The 2271-nt window shown below is 74.2% G+C and carries 2 protein-coding genes and 1 pseudogene; all 3 read right to left on the bottom strand.

Annotated elements, in window-relative coordinates; all coding sequences use genetic code 11:
- The coding region (locus HMPREF3086_RS02850; protein ID WP_070720077.1) for a cobyrinic acid a,c-diamide synthase CobB at positions 1 to 1273 on the bottom strand (1273 nt) is incomplete at its 3' end.
- Positions 1267 to 1881 (bottom strand): cob(I)yrinic acid a,c-diamide adenosyltransferase, encoded by a 615-nt coding sequence (gene cobO / locus HMPREF3086_RS02845; RefSeq protein ID WP_070720074.1) that lies wholly within the window; start codon positions 1879 to 1881, stop codon positions 1267 to 1269. The genes HMPREF3086_RS02850 and cobO, both read right to left, overlap by 7 nt.
- Positions 1881 to 2271 (bottom strand): annotated as a pseudogene (locus tag HMPREF3086_RS19465) (magnesium chelatase); the annotation flags it as partial. The pseudogene HMPREF3086_RS19465 and the gene cobO, both read right to left, overlap by 1 nt.

Raw genomic sequence — 2271 nt, 5'->3', positions numbered from 1 at the left:
GCGGCTCCGTGTCCGCACCCGCCGCAGGCGTGACCGCCGTGCGGTGGAACTCGTGCCCGGTGACCTCGGTGCCTGCGGCGGCGAGGACGCTGTCGGCCACGGCCGTTGAGCGTCGGTAGGCCAGCGTGAGCCGCGGGGCCATGGCGGCGTCGGCGTCGATCGCGCCCACCATCGGCACGCCGTCCAGGCTCCGGCAGAGATACAGCAGCCCCGCGCATTCGGCGACCGTCGGCACGCCCGCGGACGTCGCCGCGCGCAGTGCTCGCAGCATGGGCTCATTGGCGGCGAGGTCGCCCGCGTGCACCTCGGGGAACCCGCCTCCCAGGTAGATCCCCGCGGTCCCGTCGGGCAGGGACTCGTCGGCCAGCGGGTCGAACGGCGCGACCGAGCAGCCGGCCGCCTCGAGCAGTTCGACCGTCTCGGCGTAGCGGAACGTGAAGGCCCGGCCGCCGGCCACGGCGATGAGCGGGCGGCCCTTGTCGTCGTCGTCGCCGGATCCGCGCCCGCCACCTGCCACCGCCTCCTGCGCCGACCACGCCCGCCCGCGCAACGGTGGCGCGGACCGCGCGATGCGCATGACGGCCTCGAGGTCGATGGATGCGGCGACCTTCCCGGCGAGGTGGTCGAGGGACCGCGCGGCCTCGGGGCGCTCGGCGGCGGGGACGAGGCCGAGGTGTCGGGAGGGAGCGGTGACGTCGTCGTCGCGCTGGAGCACGCCCAGCACGGAGATGCCCAGGGGCGCGAGGGCGCGGCGGACCTCGTCGGAGTGGCGTACGGACCCCGCCTTGTTGAGCACCACCCCGGCGATCCGGACGGCGGGGTCGAACGTGGCCATGCCGAGGACCGTGGCGGCGATGGTGCGCGAGGCGTGCGAGATGTCGACCACCAGCACGACGGGGGAATCGGTGAGGCGGGCGACGTGCGCGGTGGAGGCGAACCCTTCGCGGCCGATGTGGCCGTCGTACAGGCCCATGACGCCCTCGATCACCGCGATGTCGGCCGGCCGCCCGCCGCGAGTCCCGCCGAACCGCGCACCGTTCAGCAGCAGCGGCACGATCCGATCCTCGCCCACGAGGTGCGGGTCGAGGTTGCGGCCGGGCCGGCCGGTGGCGAGGGCGTGGTAGCCGGGGTCGATGTAGTCGGGGCCCACCTTGTGCCCCGAGACCTCCAGCCCGGTACGGCGCAGCGCGGCCATGAGGCCGGTGGCGACGGTGGTCTTGCCGTGCCCCGACGCCGGCGCGGCCACGACCAGGCGCGGGAGTTCGCTTACCACTCGATCCCCCGCTGCCCCTTCTGCCCGGCGTCCATGGGGTGCTTGACCTTGCCCATCTCGGTGACGAGGTCGGCCACCTCGAGCAGCCGTGGATCGGCGTCGCGGCCGGTGATCACGACGTGCTGCCGCCCGGGCCGCGCGGCGAGGGTGGCCACCACGTCGTCGACGTCCACCCAGCCCCATTTCATGGGATAGGTGAACTCGTCGAGCAGGTACAGGTCGTGCCGCTCGGTGGCGAGGCGGCGCTTGATCTCGGCCCAGCCCTCGGCGGCATCGGCGGCGTGGTCGGCCTCGGTGCCTTCCTTGCGCGACCACGACCATCCCGAGCCCATCTTGTGCCACTCCACCGGGCCGCCCTCGCCGGTCTCGGCATGCAGTTGGCCGAGGCGTTCCATGACGGTCTGCTCGCCGATGCGCCACTTGGCGGACTTGACGAACTGGAAGACGCCGATGTCCCAGCCCTGGTTCCACGCGCGCATGGCCAGGCCGAACGCGGCGGTGGATTTTCCCTTGCCGGGCCCGGTGTGGACCATGACGAGCGGGCGGTTGCGGCGCTGGCGGGTGCTGAGGCCGTCGTCGGGGACGGTGGTGGGTTGTCCCTGGGGCATCAGGCGACCTCGTTTCGCGTCGTGGGGGTCGGTGCGGTGGTGTGTTCTCGGACGGTGCGGGTGAGGCCGTCCGCGGTGACCTCGCCGAGTGGCACGTGCTCGGCGCCGAGGTGCGCGGCGAGTTCGGCGGCCAGGCCCATGCGGAAGCGGCCGGTCTCGCAGTCCACCACCACGGACGCCACGCCGAGGGAGGCCAGCCCGGCCGCCGCGGTGCGGGACCGGGCGAGGGCGTCCGGGCCGTGGGTGGCGCGGCCGTCGGTGACGACGACGACGAGAGGTCGCCGCTGCCGATCGCGGATGCTCTCGATGCGCAGGACCTCGGCGGTGGTGAGCAGTCCCTCCGCCAGTGGGGTCCGGCCGCCCGCCGGTAGGTCGGCGAGGCGGGGGGGC

Source organism: Dietzia sp. HMSC21D01 (assembly GCF_001815995.1).
Lineage (GTDB): Bacteria > Actinomycetota > Actinomycetes > Mycobacteriales > Mycobacteriaceae > Dietzia > Dietzia cinnamea.
Note: the sequence above shows the minus strand (reverse complement) of the source record. Positions and strands in the feature narration are given on the sequence as shown.